The organism is Shimazuella sp. NTD250 (assembly GCF_059510375.1).
On the sequence record NZ_JCAJZS010000007.1, the window covers coordinates 68,037 to 85,465 of the forward strand.

Annotated in this window: 18 protein-coding genes, 1 pseudogene and 1 riboswitch; of the genes and pseudogenes, 12 read left to right on the top strand and 7 right to left on the bottom strand. The window is 39.2% G+C overall.

Annotated elements, in window-relative coordinates:
- Positions 1 to 261 precede the first annotated feature (261 nt).
- Entirely contained in the window at positions 262 to 1,278 is a 1,017-nt protein-coding gene (locus tag AC5WOF_RS16180; RefSeq protein ID WP_496050990.1) for an NADP-dependent oxidoreductase, read from the bottom strand.
- A 295-nt stretch (positions 1,279 to 1,573) separates the two neighbouring features.
- The gene (locus AC5WOF_RS16185; RefSeq protein WP_496050991.1) at positions 1,574 to 2,407 is read right to left on the bottom strand and encodes an alpha/beta hydrolase; all 834 of its coding nucleotides are present in this window, start codon (positions 2,405 to 2,407) and stop codon (positions 1,574 to 1,576) included.
- A 423-nt stretch (positions 2,408 to 2,830) separates the two neighbouring features.
- Here AC5WOF_RS16185 and AC5WOF_RS16190 point away from each other — a divergent pair, with 423 nt between their 5' ends.
- The 11 genes and pseudogenes from AC5WOF_RS16190 to AC5WOF_RS16240 all read left to right on the top strand — a co-directional run bounded on the left by AC5WOF_RS16190 (position 2,831) and on the right by AC5WOF_RS16240 (position 13,463).
- Positions 2,831 to 3,571 (top strand): SDR family NAD(P)-dependent oxidoreductase, encoded by a 741-nt coding sequence (locus AC5WOF_RS16190; protein WP_496050992.1) that lies wholly within the window; start codon positions 2,831 to 2,833, stop codon positions 3,569 to 3,571.
- A gap of 131 nt (positions 3,572 to 3,702) precedes the next feature.
- A riboswitch (SAM riboswitch) is annotated at positions 3,703 to 3,807 on the top strand.
- A 132-nt stretch (positions 3,808 to 3,939) separates the two neighbouring features.
- Positions 3,940 to 4,959: pseudogene (locus AC5WOF_RS16195) on the top strand (methionine ABC transporter ATP-binding protein).
- A 52-nt stretch (positions 4,960 to 5,011) separates the two neighbouring features.
- Positions 5,012 to 5,698 (top strand): MetQ/NlpA family ABC transporter substrate-binding protein, encoded by a 687-nt coding sequence (locus tag AC5WOF_RS16200; protein ID WP_496051117.1) that lies wholly within the window; start codon positions 5,012 to 5,014, stop codon positions 5,696 to 5,698.
- Between the two features lie 18 nt (positions 5,699 to 5,716).
- Positions 5,717 to 6,913 carry a M20 family metallopeptidase gene (locus tag AC5WOF_RS16205; RefSeq protein ID WP_496050993.1) on the top strand — a complete coding sequence of 399 codons (1,197 nt, stop codon included), beginning with the start codon at positions 5,717 to 5,719 and terminating at the stop codon, positions 6,911 to 6,913.
- 122 nt (positions 6,914 to 7,035) lie between these two features.
- Positions 7,036 to 7,494, top strand: coding sequence for a hypothetical protein (locus tag AC5WOF_RS16210; protein WP_496050994.1), 459 nt, complete (start codon positions 7,036 to 7,038; stop codon positions 7,492 to 7,494).
- Positions 7,495 to 7,498: 4 nt separating this feature from the next.
- Positions 7,499 to 9,076 (top strand): hypothetical protein, encoded by a 1,578-nt coding sequence (locus AC5WOF_RS16215; RefSeq protein WP_496050995.1) that lies wholly within the window; start codon positions 7,499 to 7,501, stop codon positions 9,074 to 9,076.
- Positions 9,077 to 9,090: 14 nt separating this feature from the next.
- A complete protein-coding gene (locus AC5WOF_RS16220; RefSeq protein ID WP_496050996.1) occupies positions 9,091 to 9,279 on the top strand; it encodes a hypothetical protein in 189 nt (62 codons plus the stop codon).
- Positions 9,276 to 9,794 carry a hypothetical protein gene (locus AC5WOF_RS16225; protein WP_496050997.1) on the top strand — a complete coding sequence of 173 codons (519 nt, stop codon included), beginning with the start codon at positions 9,276 to 9,278 and terminating at the stop codon, positions 9,792 to 9,794. The genes AC5WOF_RS16220 and AC5WOF_RS16225 overlap by 4 nt, the downstream gene beginning before the upstream one ends.
- Positions 9,791 to 11,341, top strand: a complete 1,551-nt coding sequence (locus tag AC5WOF_RS16230) for an AAA family ATPase (RefSeq protein ID WP_496050998.1) — start codon at positions 9,791 to 9,793, stop codon at positions 11,339 to 11,341. Before AC5WOF_RS16225 ends, AC5WOF_RS16230 begins: the two co-directional genes overlap by 4 nt.
- A gap of 136 nt (positions 11,342 to 11,477) precedes the next feature.
- Positions 11,478 to 12,929, top strand: coding sequence for an amino acid permease (locus AC5WOF_RS16235; RefSeq protein ID WP_496050999.1), 1,452 nt, complete (start codon positions 11,478 to 11,480; stop codon positions 12,927 to 12,929).
- Positions 12,930 to 13,172: 243 nt separating this feature from the next.
- Entirely contained in the window at positions 13,173 to 13,463 is a 291-nt protein-coding gene (locus tag AC5WOF_RS16240; protein ID WP_496051000.1) for a transposase, read from the top strand.
- Between the two features lie 38 nt (positions 13,464 to 13,501).
- Here the strand turns inward: AC5WOF_RS16240 and AC5WOF_RS16245 are convergent, their stop codons facing one another.
- The 4 genes from AC5WOF_RS16245 to AC5WOF_RS16260 all read right to left on the bottom strand — a co-directional run bounded on the left by AC5WOF_RS16245 (position 13,502) and on the right by AC5WOF_RS16260 (position 16,217).
- Complete coding sequence (locus tag AC5WOF_RS16245; RefSeq protein ID WP_496051001.1) at positions 13,502 to 14,128, bottom strand: PspA/IM30 family protein; 627 nt, start codon at positions 14,126 to 14,128, stop codon at positions 13,502 to 13,504.
- Between the two features lie 27 nt (positions 14,129 to 14,155).
- Positions 14,156 to 14,530, bottom strand: coding sequence for a hypothetical protein (locus tag AC5WOF_RS16250; RefSeq protein WP_496051002.1), 375 nt, complete (start codon positions 14,528 to 14,530; stop codon positions 14,156 to 14,158).
- A 244-nt stretch (positions 14,531 to 14,774) separates the two neighbouring features.
- A complete protein-coding gene (locus AC5WOF_RS16255) occupies positions 14,775 to 15,269 on the bottom strand; it encodes a CAP domain-containing protein (RefSeq protein ID WP_496051003.1) in 495 nt (164 codons plus the stop codon).
- Positions 15,270 to 15,443: 174 nt separating this feature from the next.
- On the bottom strand, positions 15,444 to 16,217 hold the full coding sequence (locus AC5WOF_RS16260) for a DODA-type extradiol aromatic ring-opening family dioxygenase (protein ID WP_496051004.1): 774 nt from the start codon (positions 16,215 to 16,217) through the stop codon (positions 15,444 to 15,446).
- Positions 16,218 to 16,396: 179 nt separating this feature from the next.
- Between AC5WOF_RS16260 and AC5WOF_RS16265 the strand changes: the two genes are divergently transcribed.
- The gene (locus AC5WOF_RS16265; RefSeq protein WP_496051005.1) at positions 16,397 to 17,008 is read left to right on the top strand and encodes a tetratricopeptide repeat protein; all 612 of its coding nucleotides are present in this window, start codon (positions 16,397 to 16,399) and stop codon (positions 17,006 to 17,008) included.
- Here AC5WOF_RS16265 and AC5WOF_RS16270 read toward each other — a convergent pair.
- On the bottom strand, positions 17,003 to 17,416 hold the full coding sequence (locus AC5WOF_RS16270) for a hypothetical protein (RefSeq protein ID WP_496051006.1): 414 nt from the start codon (positions 17,414 to 17,416) through the stop codon (positions 17,003 to 17,005). The genes AC5WOF_RS16265 and AC5WOF_RS16270 overlap by 6 nt on opposite strands.
- Positions 17,417 to 17,429: the final 13 nt, after the last annotated feature.

The following is a 17,429-nucleotide window of genomic DNA, read 5'->3' on the forward strand; positions in this document are numbered from 1 at the left end:
ATTTCATTACCAAGCTAACCCCGTGTGCCCCGCGGTTTACAAATGTTTATTTCTTTTTTGCCGCTAACAACTTGGTTTTCGTCTGCTGCGACTATACATATATCACCATGAGAATGTTTGTTTGTAAAGTTGCTTTTTTCAAAGGTTGGACTGGTGAAGGAATCTTCCTTCACCAGTCCAACGCTCGCTTCCAGCCCGCGATTGAAACCGTGGGCTTTCTCGCTAACAATGTTATAATGCGATGTCTTGATGAAAAGGGAACTATAATTCCGTTAGTTGAACCAAAGATTTACCTATTTTTTGACCAGTGAAAAGTCTTTTATATGCTTCTAAGGTGTTTTCCAGTCCCTGTGTGACATCAAATTCCATTTTCAGTTTTCCTGCTTCATACCAAGGGCGCATAATTCGGTTCACATCAGGTCCGCGATGATAAAAATCTGGGGAGAAAAATCCGGTGAATTGCAAGCGTTTCATTAAAACTTGATCAAATTTATACGGGCCTGGGATTGGGCTTTCTTGGTCATAATTCATCAGTAAGCCGCATATTGCTACTTGTCCAAACAGAGCCATATTTTCTAAAGCTGCATCCAAAATAGTTCCGCCCACATTATCATAATATACATTGATTCCCTCTGGACACAATTCACGTAAGCGTGTTGCGACATCTTCCTTGCGATGGTCAATAGTCGCTGTAAAACCTAGTTTCTCTGTCAACCAAGCCCCTTTTTCCGCTGAACCTGTAATCCCAATTACTTTGCAGCCAAGCTGTGCAGCTACTTGTCCAGCTAAAGCACCGGTTACACCTGATGCGGCAGAGACGACAAAAGTATCCCCCGGTTTTGTTTTTCCATACTCCACTACTCCCAAATAGGCAGTCCAACCATTCGGGCCAAAAACAGCTAGATGTTGACGCAGGTCATCAAGTTGCCAACTGACTCGTTCTACATAGGTGTCATCTGGTCTGGAGATCGAATAATCAGACCATTGTCCATAAGCACGAGCTAAATCCCCAGCACGAAAATCAGGGTGCCGAGATTCGACAACTGTTCCTAGTACCATTCCTATTACCGGAGAATTCAGCGGAGTTGGAGGGGAGTAAGAATCTTCTCTAGCGGTCATCCACATTCTAGTGCCAGCATCAAGGGAAAAATATGCGTTACGAATTAATACATCGCCGTCAACAAGTGGAGGGATTTCTTCTTCAACGAGTTCTAATGCTGAAGCATAATCATTACCGACAGGTCGCTTGGTCAATACCCAGTACCGATTTTTTTCCACTATATCGCCTCATTTTGCTTGTGATTTTGTTTGGGCTGTTCTACAAAAGGCGTATTTTTTGTAATTCATTAAAAAAGATAAAGCTTCTATACGCGTATAATATACTTGTAGCAGAAGAATTAGATATTAGTCAAGTTGCATATGAGTATACAGAAAGTGGGACATGCCTTTGGAGAGGGGATGGAAGTAAAGCAGGAGGTAAGCATATGTGGTGACTTCGTGTAGTCTTGAAATTTTTTAAAAAGAGAATCAACACTTAGGGGGTGACGGCTGTCGCGTGACAGCCGTCTTTCTCTTAGTTTCCTTGGATTCGAGAGATGAACCCATCCATTACTTCACAAACGATCGGACAGGAAGTGCTGAGAAGACTGTTGTGTCCTCCCGGCACTTCCACTACTTCTACCTGCCTGATTCTTTTCTTGGCGAACCGAGTGGTCTGTGTGCTGTCAACCAGCTCGTCTTTTTCGGACACGACGACCAAAACAGGCAGTTGAAGGGTATTCTCTTTGAGTGTCTGATTGGTATATCTGATTGCTCGAATCAGTTCGATGGTGGAAATCAAGGTACGATCCACCTCTGAGCTCCAGTATTCTTCCAATACATATTTGGAATGAGGGAAGTGGATTGTCGGGAAGAATCGACTGGCTTGCTTAGCGATCTGGCGGTCGAGGGTGGAAGCTCGAATTACTTCCGTTGGAAGACGCAATTTCCATCGGAGCTTAAGAGGGGGACTGACGGCGATCACTCCGATAACCTCTAGCCCGTACTCTTGCATCAGACGATCTTTGAGTGTCGATATCTGAAGAGCGATGAGCCCGCCCAAGGAGAATCCTAGCAAGTAGAGTTTCTTGATTCCCCGCGAACGGATTTCCAGCAATTGTGTCCAGATCGAACGCACCCAGTCTGTCCATTTGCTGTTATCGAAGTCAGGATAACTCGGCACCTCTACGGAATGACCCAGACTCGACAGCTTTGTGGAACTTGGTTGCATACAGCTGGGTTTCTCATACCATCCTGGGATGGCATAAACAGCGGTGTCACTGGTTACCGGAAGGAGAATTCCCGGAAGGAAGAATGGACCTTCGATTGCTTCTTTTAGATCGGTGCCAAGTAGTTCGTTAAATGGCATGGTGTCCTCTCTGTGATCTCTTTGGGAAACGTAGGGGAGTGATTTTCTCACTTCGTTTCTATCATTAACATATCTTGATGAGTAAACTTTCGTCAAGATATGTTCGTGTTTATTTTGGGAATTCTTCATCAATAGGTGGAAATACTTATATAAATTCGAATTATTATTTATAATTTTGTATTTTTATATATAAAGCAAAGATAAATAGAAAATAAATAAATAACGTTTCATTCTATTAACAAAGATCTTTGACAATTCATTATCATTTTTATAACACATGAAAGTAAAATAATATCTTTATATTATTACAAATATTATGTAGATACAAATTAAAAGATGTTATAATGTTCCATATATTCAATAGAAAGCGGTTCATCATGATAGAATCGCAAAACATCTGCGATTTCAAAGGGGATAGGTGCTATGGGGCGCTTAGCGGGTAAAGTTGCAATTATCACAGGTTCGGCAAGTGGACAAGGGAAAGCAGAAGCTATTCTTTTTGCCAAAGAAGGTGCAAAAGTGATTCTTGCAGATATCCAGAAACAAAAAGTATATAAAGTAGCAGAGGATATTCAAAAAAATGGCGGGGAAGCAATTGCTTTTTTTCATGATATTTCGATTGAAGAGCATTGGAGTAATTTGATAAGAGCAATTTGCAAGAAATATGGGAAAGTAGATGTTTTAATAAATAATGCTAGTACAACAGCGAGTCATGACGATTTGATTGAAGAATGGAGACGAGTATTAGATATAAATATGATTGGAACTTTTTTAGGAATGAAATATGTCGTTCCAGTTATGAAAGAAATAGGTGGTGGTTCGATCATAAATATTTCTTCAGTTGCAGGTTTAATAGCTGGTGGAGTCAATCCATACACTGCTTCAAAAGGGGCGATTCGAGCGATTAGCAGAAGTGCTGCTGTCGAATATGCCAAGTACAATATACGGGTAAATTCTGTTTATCCAGGAATGATACATACACCAATGACGGAAGATTTGCTTGCTAATGAAGGGATTCGAAAACATTTTGAATCCGTTACACCGCTCCCTTTTTTAGGTGAATCAAATGATGTGGCTTACGGAGTCTTATATTTAGCTTCAGATGAATCGAGATTTACTACAGGTACCGAATTAGTTATCGATGGAGGTTGGACATCTCATTAGAGATATCTATTTTCTTTTGGGTTAAGCGATTTAAGGAGAAAATAAGCATTATACCCTTTATTGATTAATATTTAAAATTCTATTGACTTACTATGTATTTAAATATAAAATGACCTCAATTAAATATTAACTTCTTATCTAGAGAGATGGAGGGACCGGCCCTTTGATATCTCAGCAACAGATCATTTACGATACTGTGCTAATTCCTGCAAGCAAGTTTGCTTGGGAGATAGGAAGAGTTATTTAAATGAGCGGATATTCCTTAGTTTAAAAGCCTCTTTCTATTGATGAATAGCAAGAGGCTTTTTTTGTTTTTCTACGATTTATCCATCTATTGGGATGTAATATTTTTACTAGGAGTATGGAATTTGATTGAATTGAGTAATATCAGCAAAATCTACCCTGGATCGCCACCAGTGGAAGCACTGAAAGAAGTGTCTCTACATATAGAAAAAGGAGAGATCTATGGGGTAGTGGGGGTGAGTGGAGCGGGGAAAAGTTCGTTAATTCGATCTGTCAATCTGTTAGAGGAACCAACCACAGGTGAAGTAATAGTAGATGGTGTCGCATTGGCTGCTCTGTCATCTGAAAAATTAAGGGAAGCTCGTCGAAAAATTGGTATGATCTTTCAGCAATTTAACCTGCTAGAGTCCAAAACAGTTTTTCACAATGTCGCATTGCCTCTCTATTTAGTTGGAAAAAAGCGTAAAGAAGTAGAAGAAAAAGTAATGCAGCTTCTTACCTTTGTTGGTTTAGCAGATCAGGCTGAACATTACCCTGGGCAATTGTCAGGTGGACAAAAACAACGGGTAGGTATTGCTAGGGCTTTGGCTACTGATCCCCATATCTTGTTGTGTGATGAGGCAACTTCTGCTTTAGATCCTGATACAACGAGATCAGTACTCGATTTGCTTTGAAAGGTGAATACAGACTATGGGATCACCATTTTGTTGATTACTCATGAGATGGATGTGGTGAGAAATCTGTGTGACCGCGTAGCAGTGATTGATCAAGGGAGAATTGTGGAACAAGGAACGGTTTATGAAGTGTTTACCAATCCAAAGTCCGAAACAGCACAGCGATTTGTTCGTACTATTTTTGGACAGGAACTACCAGAAAGTGTCCGCCAATCCTTGAAAAAACAGGATTAAATCTTACGAATTGTATTTACTGGTGAAAACGCAAAGAGACCACTTATTGCAGAAGCAATAAGGAAATTTCAAACCGATATCAATATTTTGCAGGGTAGTATTACAGAATTACAAGGGAAACCTTTTGGAGACTTATTAAGAAGTATTCAAGGTGATTGGAAGGTAACAGAAGACATTATTCAATATTTACAACAGCATCAAGTACTAGTGAAAGAGGTGACATCAATTGGCGTTTGATTGGGCGGTTTTTTGGCCGCAGTTAGTAGATGGAACAATTGCAACGTTCATCATGGTTTTCGTATCGCTTGTTTTTTCCATATTGATTGGTTTTCCATTGGGAGTGGTGCTGGTTGTAACTCGGCCAGGACATATATTAGAAAACAGAACGCTTTTCACGATTCTCAACGCAATCATCAATATTTTTCGATCCGTTCCTTTTATTATTTTATTGGTTACGATCATCCCTTTTACACGATTGGTAACAGGCTCATCAATCGGTACAGCAGCTGCTATTGTACCATTGATTTTTTATGCAGCGCCTTATTTCGGACGCTTAGTAGAAAGTTCTTTATTAGAAGTAGATGCTGGAGTGATAGAAGCAGCAAAGGTGATGGGAGCTAATGGAAAAGGTCTGATGGAAGCAATAGCTTCTAATCCCAAGCATTTAAAAATTGTTACGGTTGCAGCACCACAGACCCCTCGCTCGATGGATGATGCAGCTGCTGCAGTTATTAACAATGGGATTGCTGTAAGTGCAGGTCTCAGCCCAGTAAAAGACCCAATATTTAAGGAAGACAAAACTGCAAAGCCATATATCAATATTATCGCTACACAAACCAAGAACAAAGATAATGCTAATTTGAAAAAACTAGTAAAAATCTATCAATCTTCTGAGGTAAGTGAATATATTAAGAAGGTCTATAATGGAGGAGTAATTCCAACGGTTGTTCCCATTTCTGAAATTGAAAATTTATAAAAAAGGGGCAGGATAAACTTGGCGCAAACTAAAATAGTAACCATTCGTGAGCAAATAACTCAATATATTGATGAAACACGTGATACATGGATTCAAGTAAGTCATGACATACATGAACGTCCTGAAATAGGGAATGAAGAGTATTTTGCAAGTGGTCTGCATACCAAATTGCTAAAAGAACACGGATTTGATGTGGAAGTGGATATCTCAGGTCACCCAACTGGGTTCATTGCAAGAAAGAAAAGCCAAAAACCTGGTCCTGTGATTGGTTTTCTAGCAGAGTATGATGCACTTCCAGGGTTAGGACATGCTTGTGGACATAATATTATTGGCACAGCAAGTGTATCAGCAGGGATTGCACTGAGTAAAGTTTTAGATGAAATTGGCGGAGAAGTAGTAGTATTTGGTACCCCAGCAGAAGAAGGAGGACCAAATGGGAGCGCAAAAGCTAGTTTTGTAAAAGATAATCGCTTTGCTGGAGTGGACGCCTGTGCCATGATTCATCCCAATTCGGAAACCGCCAGAACATCTCCATCTCTGGCATTAGATCCTTTGATTTTTTCTTTCTATGGTAAACCTGCACATGCAGCAGTTGCTCCTGAGAAAGGGATCAATGCATTGGACGCAGTTATTCAACTCTACAATGGTATAAATGCACTTAGACAACATGTTCCAGATGACGTTCGGATTCATGGAGTGATTACACACGGTGGAGATGCTCCCAATATTGTCCCCGAATACGCTGAAGCGAGATTTTTTATTCGGGCTGCAAAACGGACAATCCTCAATGGTGTGACAACAAAAGTAAAAGCAATCGCGGAAGGTGCAGCATTAGCTACTGGTGCTCGGGTAGAAATCAAACCATTGCAAAATGAGATTGACGATTTACTTCTCAACCCTGCATTTGATGAAGTATTAATAAAAGAGCTGGAAAATTTAGGGGAAAAGATAGTAGAACAAACAAAAGGTTTAGGTTCGACTGATGCTGGTAATGTTAGCCATGTTGTTCCTACCGTACATGCATATATCAAGATCGGCCCATCTGATCTAGTTGGTCATACGGATGAGTTTCGCCAGGCAGCTAAATCTCCGCTAGGGGATAAAGCATTGATTCGTTCGAGTAAGGCTTTAGCACTTACTGGAGTCCGTTTAATTACTGAGCCATCCCTGCTTACATCCATTCAAGAAGACTTTCGGAATCGAGTTTCAAACTAGCGAAAAGTGTAATAGATGTTTCAGAAAGAAAAGGTAGGCGACATGCCAAAACCTTTTCTTTTTTGTATACTCTATTTGCAATATAATGAAGGAAAGTTATTTTGGGAAAGGGGCGGATTATTTTGCGTCGACCTATTATTCCAGGTTTAAAAGAAAGAGATCAGGAAACCAATTTGGTCACTCGCCCGATTACTTCAAAGTTGGAATTGGCAGAACGATTAAGGAGAAAGAGGACAAAAGAATATTTGGAATTATTAGCTGATTTAGATGTACACAGTGCAGTATCAATGGACGTAGATTCGGTTATCACTTCCATTGAGAAACAATTTATGGATGTACCAAAAAAAGAACAATTAATTGGGATATTAGCAAAGTGTTATTTAGATGATTGCTACGATGTGCATCTGATTGATCGAGATAAAACAATACTACAACACATAAAAAAAACGGATTCCCTGCCTAAAGAATTCTCTAAAGCAAGAAGGTTGGCACTTCATCCGAGTTATGCTTGTATCGAAATATATCCGGATTGCCTACGAGCCATTGCTGTAAATGGTGAAGTATCTGTTGTAAAGGAGTGAAACTATGCCTGATATTGATTTGCAATTAGCTGAAATTCGATTGGTACGTGTGAAGCAAGAACTAGAACAAAAATACGGTCATTATGATCAACTCCGGCGTACCGCTACGGGAATCTTGCAAGCAATTGATTTATCGTTAGTCAGATCAAATATGATAAAAAGTGTGACAGAAGAGATGATGGTCGTTACCCCAAAATACTGGCTAGCACCTGCATTGGTAGCGTTAACGGGATGGGTAAGTGATCAAAGAGATCTGGCTCAAAGAGCTTTAGAGGAAGCTATGCGACGGGACCCCAAGAAGGCCAGTTTATTTTTTGCATTAGTCAGTAGACGATACAATCGACAAGAAGCATGTCGACAGTGGTTTGCGCAATATTTCCAAGAAGTAAACCCCATGAAGATGGATCGGGATATGGTGATGGTGATCGATGGAATAACAAATGGGATCTTACCTCTATCTATCTGTAATTCCTTTATGGATCAAAGTGAGCAGTGGATTGAGGAATTTACATCTAAAGTAGATTTACTGACAGAGGAGAGAGCCAAATGGCGTGATGCTCTATTCCAACGTGTAAACTATCCGTCAAAAGATGAGAATTACCCTTATTTAGCAGAAAATAGCACCAACTGGAAAGAAGTTGGATACTCGGCTCAGATTGTTCAATATCATGAAGAGATTGGTAATTATATGGAACAAGCACTGAATAGAGATCTTACACCCTCTTCACGAGTAGAAGAAGCAGTGGATGATTTACTAGAAAAACTAGTATTCCAATACGAGGAAGATGAGCTTCCGCTCCGGCGAGAAGAAAGATCCATGCAGATCATAATTGAAGCGGGTGGAGAAGATGATGAGATTGAACAAAAGGTAAAAGCAGAAGCAGAATTATTTGCTCCAACGCAAAATTACTTAGAGTTATTACGGAATATGGCTATGTATCCAGAGACACTAAAAGTTTCGGCTGCATCTCAGCGATATGCTTTAGCTGTTTTAAAAGATGTAGTGCTGGAAACGCACAATGATCTGGCCTTATCTATTCGAAATCAAATCCCTGTTGATATTCAGCTAATCAGTCCGAAAAAGGTAAGAGAGTTACACTTGATGGATGATTGGAAATTTTTTACCCAAGATGGCAACAATGAAAAATTATGCGAAGAATCGGTTCGAGAAGCCTTAAAGAAGTCCAGTAAAAGGAAAATAAAAGAGATGTGGAAAACGCGCTTTTCTAAAAGTTATTTAAAACATAAAAAGGCAAAACTCATTCTGACAGCAGTGTTATCTTTCGGAGTATTTTCCTATCTTTCTTTCCAGTACTCGCCCATTATTGGTCTGCTTCCGATCTTAGCAGGAGTTTTTTTCTATAAATGGCGAAAGGAAAAACCATTTCGTGACCAACTAAAAGAGATAGAACAATATGTACAGATGGAGATGCAAGCAACTTTAGCTGATGTAGTAGATTATCGAGCTGCATTTGAAGAAGCGGATCAGAAAGCAGAACGCTTGCCAGAGCTGTTAAAACCATTACATGTAAAAGAAGCATTGCAACGGAACTATGATAAAACGCGCGTTATTATGAGATGAGGAGGAGAAAGAAGATGGATGATAATCCGTTTAAAGATGAGGAGCCAATGAGTGTATTTAAAGATACGCCGGCTAAAGAAACAGCAAAACATACTAGTCCTGTAAAACAAGATAATCATCTAGAAGATGGGGAGTATAGCCAATTTCCAAAATGGGATCTATTACCTCCATCTAAATTGATCAAAAGAGGGAAAAAACAATGAGCGGATTCAAACCCCCAACTACGTATTCTGATTGGATCGCTAGTTTTCAAATTTTTCGTGAAGCAGACCATGACGAAGAATTACTAGAAACAGTAGCTATCGGACAAGTTCCTTGGACAAAAGGGGTTGCAGAGCGTTTTACCCAAAAGATGGGGGAAGCAGTCTCTTTTCGTCTGCAAAAAGCAGTAAATCAGTTTACAAAAGAATTAGGTCGTGTACATGGAAATGAAAATGCAATGGTACAAGCTATTCTCGCTTTTCGACGTCAAATTAATTACCTTGTACGCTTTGTGTCTGTTCCTGTATTTCCAGAAGAACTTAGGAGCAAAATGAATGAGGAATTGGAAAAGAATGTGAAAGAGATTCAGTCTTATCTTTTGGACGAAGCTAAGAAAGAATCTAGTGGAAGGCTGCTTCGGATTATTCAACACACTCCAATTTGGGTAAATCAACCACAGGAAAATCAATCCCCTATTCCAATGGGAAAAACGAAGAGGAGAATCATATTCGAATGAGCGACCTAAAAGGCTTTACAGATGTAGTAGAGAGATATTTAAAGGCACGTATACCGTTTATTTCCATTAGGAGTTCGGAACGGTCACGGGTATTGGAAGTAGTTCGCCATTTAGCTCAGAAGATAAATATACCTATGTATGTTCATACACTGTCACAAGGAATGAGAGATTTAGTGCAGCATCGGACAGTTAGTGAGGATAGATCGGTTTTAGGAGCGATTGATTTTATTAGTAGCCAATTTTCACAAAGACAAAATCTCACATATATCTTAACAGAAGTCTCTGATTTAGAAGATGATACACCAACAGCACGTTATTTTTATGATGTAGCAATGTTAGCAGCGGAAACGGGTGGTTCTGTAGTAGTCATCACCTCTAATCCAGTTTGGAACCCGCTGGCGCGACTTGGAATGTCTGTCACACTAGATGTTCCTACAGAAGATGAAATGCTGGAGATTATTCGAGAGCAGATCAATCCATACCGAGGGCAAATGCCAATTTCTTGGACAGAAAAAGAAGAGAAGGAAGCAGCTGCTATATTAGCTGGTATCAGTCAAATTGAAGCGGAGAATGTAATTGCTACTCTGTTAGCCAAAGGGAAAATTGAACAAGGAGATCTCGCCGAACTATCACAAGTAAAAGATAGCGTTTTCTCTGATATTTCCGGACTCGAACGAATTTATATACGCGATCAAGATTTAACGGTTGGAGGATTAGAAGGGCTTAGAAAATGGTTAGATCATGAAAGACCATTGCTTACTGCGGATTTACGAGAGAGGGGAATACGTCCACCAAGAGGAGTGTTGCTCGTTGGAGTACCAGGGTGTGGAAAATCCTTATCTGCAAAAGCGATAGCTGCTAGTTGGAACCTACCCCTTTATCGATTAGATTTAGCTACGATCTATGGGCAGTATGTAGGTCAATCAGAGAGTAGGTTAAAAGATGCATTGAGTACTGCAGATCATGTATCTCCTTGTGTATTATGGATCGATGAGATTGAAAAAGGCTTGGCAGGTACGCAAGGAGACTCTACTGGAGTTACCAATCGTATCGTAGGTCAGTTTTTATTTTGGTTGCAGGAAGCACGTTCGCGTGTGTTTGTGGTAGCGACTGCAAATGATGTTTCTAAACTTCCCCCAGAACTTTTACGGCGAGGTCGCTTTGATGAGTTATTTTTTGTTGATTTGCCAACACCAGAGGAACGAAAAGATATTATTAATATCTATATACATCGTGGTTTAAAACGAAATTTAGATGACAGATTATTAGATGAGCTAGTTCGTCTATCAGATGGATTTGCAGGTGCTGATATTGAGTCCGCTGTGCGTGATGTCGTTAAACAAGCATTTCTCAATGGAGATACTTCTATCACGGTCGATCTCTTTCGCCGAAGTTTTCAAAATGTGGTACCACTTTCTCAAACAAGCCCCGAGCAAATCAAAGCCATCCGAAAGTGGGGGAGAGAAAGAGCTGTGCCTGCTTCCGGAAAACCAATTGTCGATGACGATACAGATTTAAGTCAGATTAGAAGCATACTCTTCCCTTAAAGTTATATATAATTATTTAAAAATAATGTTGAAATTTTTATTTTTTAGCTTTATTCTAGATGAAGGTAAAATTATTTAAAAGAAGGCAAAATAGGGGAAAAAATACCGCTTCACAGCGGTATTTTTTCTTAAGAACATGGAGGTGTTTTGCTTGGAAGAAAATAATTTGCATCGCAAGTTGTCTTCTCGTCACATATCTATGTTGGCGATTGGTGGATCAATTGGTACAGGGCTATTTCTAGCTAGTGGTTCTGCTATACATCAAGCCGGTGCAGGCGGTGCAGTATTGGCTTATGCAGTCATTGGAATAATGGTATTTTTTCTGATGACAAGTTTAGGTGAAATGGCGAGCTATATGCCTGTAACTGGATCATTCAGTACATATTCATCTCGCTTCGTTGATCCAGCACTTGGCTTTGCTATGGGTTGGAATTACTGGTATAACTGGGCCATTACCATCGCAGTAGAATTATCAGCTGGGGCACTTTTAATGAAGTTTTGGTTTCCGAATACACCTTCTTATGTTTGGAGTTTATTATTTTTAATCGTATTTGTAATTTTTAATCTCATCTCTGTTCGTGGATTTGGAGAAGCAGAGTTTTGGTTTGCATTAATTAAAGTATTGGCTATTATTGTTTTTATTATTGTGGGTATCTTAATGATTTTTGGTGTGATAGGTGGGTCAGCGGTAGGTTTTTCTAACTTCCATGCTGGATCAGGTGCTTTTCATGGCGGTTATTTTACTTTGTTTCAGTTGCTAATTGTTGCTGGTTTCTCTTTTCAAGGAACAGAACTAGTGGGAGTGACAGCAGGTGAAAGCAAAGAGCCTGGGAAGTCTTTGCCAAAAGCAGTGAAGCAGATTTTTTGGCGTATATTGCTCTTTTATGTTCTAGCATTACTTGTAATCGGTTTCTTAATCCCCTCTAACGATCCTAGGCTCTTGGGTGGAGATGGAACTCAAATTGCCCTCAGTCCATTTACGATCGTATTTTCAAAAGCGGGACTTGCTGGTGCAGCCTCCTTTATTAACTTTATTGTATTGACAGCAGTACTTTCTGCTGGTAACTCAGCCATCTATGCATGTACTCGTATGCTTTGGAATCTGGCGAAAGAAAAACAAGCACCGAAAAAATTAGGGAAGTTAAATCATAGAGGAGTTCCTGTGATTGCATTAATCATAACCGTATTAGTGGGAGGACTTACCTTTTTGTCATCTTTATATGGGGACGGGAAAGTTTATCTATGGTTACTCAATGCCTCTGGTCTGTCTGGTTTTATTGCATGGCTAGGAATCGCAATTAGTCACTACCGATTTCGAAAGGCATGGGTAGCTCAAGGGAAGGATCTAGCCTTACTCCCATACCGTGCACGATGGTTTCCGTTTGGACCCATTTTTGCTGGGGTATTTTGCTTTGTGATTATTATTGGTCAAAACATACAAGCATTTACTGGTCCTAGTATTGATTGGCAAGGTGTGCTTGTTTCTTATATCAGTATTCCGTTGTTCCTTATTTTATATGGTGTTTATAAGTGGAGAAAGAAAACAAAGTATATTCCTTTGCAGCATGTGAAATTGAATAATGAATAAAGAAATAGAGGTTGTTGCATAAATAAGACGGAACTCAGGATAAAGTCGCTTGATGTGAGTGTTTTCCGCGTTTGTTGTTGAAAAAACACAAAGGACGCTCCACTCATCCAAAGCGCAGATGTGCCCTTGTCTGAGGTGCACATCTGCGCTTTTACGTTGAATAATGCAACAAGCTCGAAATAGATTAATTGAAGCATGTATGGGAAGTTTATTCACCGCAAACACTGATAATGGGTGATAAGAATGAAAGTGTTGCTGGTGATAGGAATCATATTTTTACCACTTTTTCTCTGTTTGGTTCAACGAATATGGCCAAGACTAGAAGTTTACTTGAATAGTGCCGCTGTTGTGTTTCTGTTAATCTTTAGCAGCATTGCTTCCATTGAGATCTATACGATTATTCATGATCACACTGTTTTCATGACCAGCATTCATGGGCTGTTTCTCAATCCTTTTTTCTTAGTTACTGGTGCTTATTTAGGGTTGTACGTAATCTATCGTCTTTGGCTTATTTTAGGTAGAGAGTGGAAGTAGAAAAACAGAGGAGTACATTCGTACATCCCCTGTTTTTTCTATTGTGCTTCTTTTGATTCTTTTAGTTTTTCGATTCGTAAGTCGATTTCATCTAATTCTTCAATCTCATTTGTTTTCGTAATCTCTTTCTGATGACCATTCAAGTGATTGATTTCATCGTTGATCCTTTGAAAATCGTGAAGTAATTCCTCTGATTTTAAGGCTTCGAGTGTTTGGTTGATGCTATGATATGCTTTTGCTCGGTTTACTCTTGCGACCAAGCTGTTTTTCTTATCTACGAGATTTAGGTATTCCCGTTCTAAGGTGTAAAGTTTTTCTTTTAAATCTTCGATTCCAGCTTCCGTTTCCGCGATATATACTGCATATTCTTCTGTTTTTGCTTGATAGTGAATCTTTTCATTGGAAGCTTTTGTGGCCAATGCTTCTTCGCCTGCTTTTGCAGCTATTTCTGCTTGCTTTTCTCGTTTCACTATTAGCAATTTTGCTTCTTCCTGTTGTTTTTGAAAGTTTTGGAGATAACCAAGCTGTTTACTAATCACATCTTTTACTACGAAAATTTCTTTCTCCATATCTTTTAAATATTGTTTTAACATGGATTCTGGATCTTCTATTTCACTGATTACCTGTCGGTAGGTGGATTTAAAAAAACGACGAAAGCGTCCCATTCCTATTCTCTCCCTTCTAAAATGAACCTAAGTATGTTTATTTTTTTCTACAAAGGCCTTCCAATCGGCGTCAAAGCTGTTGTCAAAAGAATGTTTGGCAGCGGTTGATCCAGTAACGCTAGTCGAAGAGGCTTGATAGAGTAATTTCCATCCGAAGTAGAGTAAGGTTCCGCTGATGAGTAAGGCAAATAGCAAAGGTACGATAAACAAACAACATATCGCTGCTATTCCCAAAAGGAGATAAGCTTTGTTTTTCCCTTGTCTTGTATGGGCATGCTTTAATTTTTTTACTCCATAAAATGCAAGGCTTGCCATTAGTACCAAGAGGAAAATGCGTCCGAAATGGACAAGCAGCACAATGGAACCAATGACAAGCAGGATAATCCCAGCAACTTTCTTCATCTTGTTTCCCCCCTTTGTTGTTGTTGCTAGCATTAGAATATAGTAGATGGAAGTGAACCAAAACGATCTAGAGGTTTAACTTTATCTAAGACTTTAGTCGCATTTCGACTGATTCATATAGGTATTCATTTTTTATTCGATAGAAAGTAATCATTTACCTGTTTTTTTATGAGAAACATACAGAAAACGTCATAAAAACAAATTAGAATCAATCACATAAGAAAAACAGTGGAATACCCACTGCTTATCCTATAAATTGTTGAGTCCAATACGTTTCGTACTTTCCTCCACCGTCTGCATAACCTACCCCGATATGTGTGTAGTTGGGATTTAAGATATTTTCTCGATGTCCTTCGCTCTTCATCCAGCCTTCCATCACTTCTTCTGGAGTTTTGTATGCTGCTGCGATGTTTTCACCACAATATCTGTAATCTACCCCTTCTTTTTTCATATGGTCACAAGGTTTTCCATAAGTAGGAGAGGTGTGATTAAAATAATTTTTATCACGCATATCTTCTGATTTTTGACGAGCTAGTTGACTCACTTTAAGATCAAATTTTAGTGGTTTTAAATTGCGTTTTTTTCGCTCTTCATTTACTAAGTTGATTACTTGTTGTTCGTATTTGGATACGGTGTATTCTTTTTTTGAACTGACATTTTGAGCAAAAGTTGTTGGGATAAGAGAGAATAGGCTGATGAATAAAGAGAGAATAAGAAAGCATGAAAATATTTTTCGCAATGGAGTAACCCCTTTCTGAATGTATGAGAATATCTCCATTATAAAGAAAATTAGCATTATTTAGGTGGCGAAAAGATTAACATATCTATTTCGTTTCTACATTTTTTTCTTTCTGTTATTGCTATTTGTTTGGGATCGTATTTCTTATACACACGATCCCGTTGTATATACCGCTTATAGATTTAAATCAAACCCAACACAAAGATAGCTAAGGCTACCTAGTTCATAGCCTTCAAATAAAACAGATGTTTTAGAAGAACATGTCCCTGCGGCGATCAAAAAAGGAACAAAATGTTCAGGTCTTGGAACTGCTCGACCAACATGAGGAGCAAGTGCAGTGTATTGTAGTAAAGCTTCTTTATTTTGAGCTGTGATTTGATCGACGAGCCATTGGTCAAATTGTATTGCCCATTGCTCAGGCTCTTCTTGATCCCAGTTTAAGATTCGAAGATTGTGGACTGTAGAACCACTGCCGATCAGCAAAATATCATGTTTGGCTAATTCGCGGAGCGCCTCTCCGATCCGATATTGTTCTTCTGCTGGAAGAAATGGATTTACAGATGCTTGTACGATCGGGATTGCGGCATCGGGATAAAGGTGTTTGAGCAATGTCCAACTCCCATGATCGAGACCTCGAACGGGATCTAATTTTGTGGAGATTCCTTTATCTGAAAGGAGTTGCTGGGTGAGTTTCGCTACTTCAGTAGAACCTTTTGCAGGATAAGTAATCTGATACATTTCATCTGGAAAACCACCAAAATCATAGATCATTTTATAAGTTTCATCGTGATAGGATAGCGTGAGAATTTCGCTTTCCCAATGAGCACTAAAGAGGACAATGGCTTTTGGGCGTTTCAGGTCTTGTCCTAGCTTATGTAGAAATTTGCTATAACTATCTTCTCGAATGGCAATAAGAGGAGAACCATGAGACAGGAAAAGGGATGACATAGGTGAGCTCCTTTTTGGTTATAGTTTCCCCGATTGGTAGTAAAGACAAACTGTTATTTTGCTAAAGTGATGATACCGGTTTTCTAAAGTCTGATTCTTTCCTATTTTGATGCTGCTTGATAAGGTAGGACCATCCAATTTCATGCTATAATGGAATCGGAAGGGGCCAGAAAAATAAAATGAGATTATCGAAACTTAAAGAGAAATTACCGAATCTATCGCATTATATGCAATATAATCCAGCTCAATTTCTCCGTGAACAGCCAGTCGATGAAGGGGAATTAAAGGCTGTTTTAGAAGAAGCAAATACATATCTTCGGCAAGTATTACAAGAACCAAAAGTCGATCCGCAAGTGTTGATTTTTCTCTATAGTTACCTTGGCAATGGTTATCGGGTATTATACCAAACTTCAAAAGCAGTACAATATTTGGAGAAGGCCTTAGAGTTGACAAAAAAAGAGGAAGATTTACAGGGTGAATTACGAGCCCTGATTCGACTTGGGGAAGCTTTTAAATATGATGAGAGACATGAAGCAGCTTTAGCTTGTTTTGAACAAGCCTTAGCGATCAGCAGCTACAAAGATTTAGAGAATTATCGGGACTACGCACTTCAACATATGGGGAAATGTTTACTGGAATTAGGAGAGTATGAAAATGCGATCCTGCGCTTTGAAGAAGCGCTTGATCTGAGGAAAAAGAAAAACAATCCATCGCTTATTTTAGCAACAGAAACAGCGATTGTTATGGCTTATATTATGAAAGATGAAGAAGGGAACACGCCAAGTTTATAACATCTGGGGATAGAGAAGACGGAATTGTCCAATGACTGTTGCGTAATCTTTTTCCACAATTTCTAAAAGTTGCCCATCTTGCAAATAGAAGAAATAGGTACTGTGTTGTTCTGTTTTGGAATAATACATGCCGACCAATTTATCTTGATAATCAAAAGTAGCTCCTAAAATTACGGCTATTTCACTATCATCTTCTGTTAGCAAAACTTGAAAAAAATAAGGCTCCAGTTCGTCCAATAAACGTTCCCGATAAGTTTCACCTGGAAAGCGAAGGGTGATAGTATCGGGTGTTTCTGTGTCTACAAGGTAAATGTCTTTTCGTGATTCTTTGTCCCAAACGATCAGGGCATGTTGGACTTGATGATGGGAGAAGAGATATTGGTGATCCGTGGCAAATTTTATATTCAAGACAAAAACTCCT

Excerpts from the sequence above, each read along its gene's own strand:
- AC5WOF_RS16250 (WP_496051002.1), bottom strand. The coding sequence starts at position 14,530 with ATGAAGAAAGTTGCTGGGATTATCCTGCTTGTCATTGGTTCCATTGTG.
- AC5WOF_RS16190 (WP_496050992.1), top strand. The coding sequence starts at position 2,831 with ATGGGGCGCTTAGCGGGTAAAGTTGCAATTATCACAGGTTCGGCAAGT.
- AC5WOF_RS16260 (WP_496051004.1), bottom strand. The coding sequence starts at position 16,217 with ATGTCATCCCTTTTCCTGTCTCATGGTTCTCCTCTTATTGCCATTCGA.
- AC5WOF_RS16200 (WP_496051117.1), top strand. The coding sequence starts at position 5,012 with ATGGTTTTCGTATCGCTTGTTTTTTCCATATTGATTGGTTTTCCATTG.
- AC5WOF_RS16225 (WP_496050997.1), top strand. The coding sequence starts at position 9,276 with ATGAGCGGATTCAAACCCCCAACTACGTATTCTGATTGGATCGCTAGT.
- AC5WOF_RS16215 (WP_496050995.1), top strand. The coding sequence starts at position 7,499 with ATGCCTGATATTGATTTGCAATTAGCTGAAATTCGATTGGTACGTGTG.
- AC5WOF_RS16240 (WP_496051000.1), top strand. The coding sequence starts at position 13,173 with ATGAAAGTGTTGCTGGTGATAGGAATCATATTTTTACCACTTTTTCTC.
- AC5WOF_RS16230 (WP_496050998.1), top strand. The coding sequence starts at position 9,791 with ATGAGCGACCTAAAAGGCTTTACAGATGTAGTAGAGAGATATTTAAAG.
- AC5WOF_RS16245 (WP_496051001.1), bottom strand. The coding sequence starts at position 14,128 with ATGGGACGCTTTCGTCGTTTTTTTAAATCCACCTACCGACAGGTAATC.
- AC5WOF_RS16220 (WP_496050996.1), top strand. The coding sequence starts at position 9,091 with ATGGATGATAATCCGTTTAAAGATGAGGAGCCAATGAGTGTATTTAAA.
- AC5WOF_RS16265 (WP_496051005.1), top strand. The coding sequence starts at position 16,397 with ATGAGATTATCGAAACTTAAAGAGAAATTACCGAATCTATCGCATTAT.
- AC5WOF_RS16235 (WP_496050999.1), top strand. The coding sequence starts at position 11,478 with ATGGAGGTGTTTTGCTTGGAAGAAAATAATTTGCATCGCAAGTTGTCT.
- AC5WOF_RS16185 (WP_496050991.1), bottom strand. The coding sequence starts at position 2,407 with ATGCCATTTAACGAACTACTTGGCACCGATCTAAAAGAAGCAATCGAA.